General features: G+C 54.0%; 1 protein-coding gene and 1 rRNA gene. Both read left to right on the top strand.

Features of this window, described 5'->3' with window-relative positions; all coding sequences use genetic code 11:
- Positions 1-80, top strand: a 5S ribosomal RNA gene (gene rrf, locus WG938_RS10760); the annotation flags it as partial.
- A gap of 131 nt (positions 81-211) precedes the next feature.
- Positions 212-910, top strand: coding sequence for a DNA alkylation repair protein (locus WG938_RS10755; protein WP_339980301.1), 699 nt, complete (start codon positions 212-214; stop codon positions 908-910).
- Positions 911-1,348: the final 438 nt, after the last annotated feature.

Below are 1,348 nucleotides of genomic sequence, written 5' to 3'. Positions count from 1 at the left end.
TTCCGAACCCGGAAGCTAAGTCTGCCTGCGCCGATGGTACTGCACTCGGGAGGGTGTGGGAGAGTAGGTCGCTGCCGGCATTGTTTTTGTGGGGGTCTGGTCCTTGTGGGCTGGGCCCCCTTTTTTTTGTGTGCCCACACTCGAACACACAAGCGAGGATATGTGTGCATAGTCGTCCCACCGTTCGTTGCATGTCGCTTATGCTTGAGGGGTGTCGTCGCAAAGTTCGTTTGAGCTCGTCAGTGAATCCGTTGTGCCACTGGCCAATGCCGATCGAGCCAGCCAAATGGCTGCCTATATGCGAAATCAGTTCGCTTTTCTTGGTATTCAGAGTGTTGCTCGGCGTCAGCGATCGATGCCGATCTTGCGCGCCTTGAAGAAGCAGCGCCGAGCAATCGACTGGGATTTCGTCGAAGAATGCTGGAGCGCCGACGAGCGTGAGTTCCAGTACGTTGCGGTTGATTACATTCGACTGTTCTCGGATGGTCGGTTCCTCAAGGTTGATGAGTTGGCTCATCTGGAGAGGCTGGTAACCGCGAAGTCCTGGTGGGACACCGTTGATCCGTTGGCGAAAGCCTATGGTTCTGTGTTTCGCGGTACGAGTACGGCCGACCATTCAACCGTGGTCTCGGCGGCAACGCATGAGTCTATGTGGATGCGACGCGTCGCGATCCTTCACCAGCTGGGGTTTCGAGCCGATACTTCTGTAGAAATATTGACGTCGGTCATTCAGCCGAATCTGCTTGACGACGAGTTTTTCATCAACAAAGCCATTGGATGGGCACTGCGTGACTACGCGTATACGGATGCCGATTGGGTTCGTAGCTATGTTGGGCGTCATCAGGAATCAATGAGTGCGCTTAGCGTCCGTGAAGCATTGAAGAATGTCGGGGGCCGAAGCGGTGATTGAATGGTGAATGTTCAAACCTCCAAACTTGCTAGTCCACTTTTGAGGCGCGGGCGGGGTTTACGCGCTGTTTACCGGAAGAGTTCGGTCGCGCTATAGAGAGTTCTTGCACATGGCCGATTCTTTAGCCGAGTAGTAGGGCGCTTGGGATCGCTATCAATGAGCTCGTTTGTGCCCCTTGACGTGGTGTTTTGTGTTGTTGTGTGGGGGTGTGTACTGTAGTCCGAGTCAGCGACGCTGTGGCCGCGGGGTGTGTAGCACTTGGTGGTTGGGGTTGTTGTTGGTGTTTGTTAACTGGTTGTTTGGTTCGATTTTGTTTTTCGGGCTGGGTGGCGTAAGGTTAACGTTCGCTGCCAGGGGGCGCGCACGGTTGGTGTGTGGTTGTTGGTGGTGGTGTTGTTTGAGAACTCGATAGTGTGCCGATGTACTTTATTTTGTGAT

This window comes from Corynebacterium sp. H113, from assembly GCF_037572315.1.
GTDB lineage: Bacteria > Actinomycetota > Actinomycetes > Mycobacteriales > Mycobacteriaceae > Corynebacterium.
This window is presented reverse-complemented; position numbering and strand designations above follow the sequence as displayed.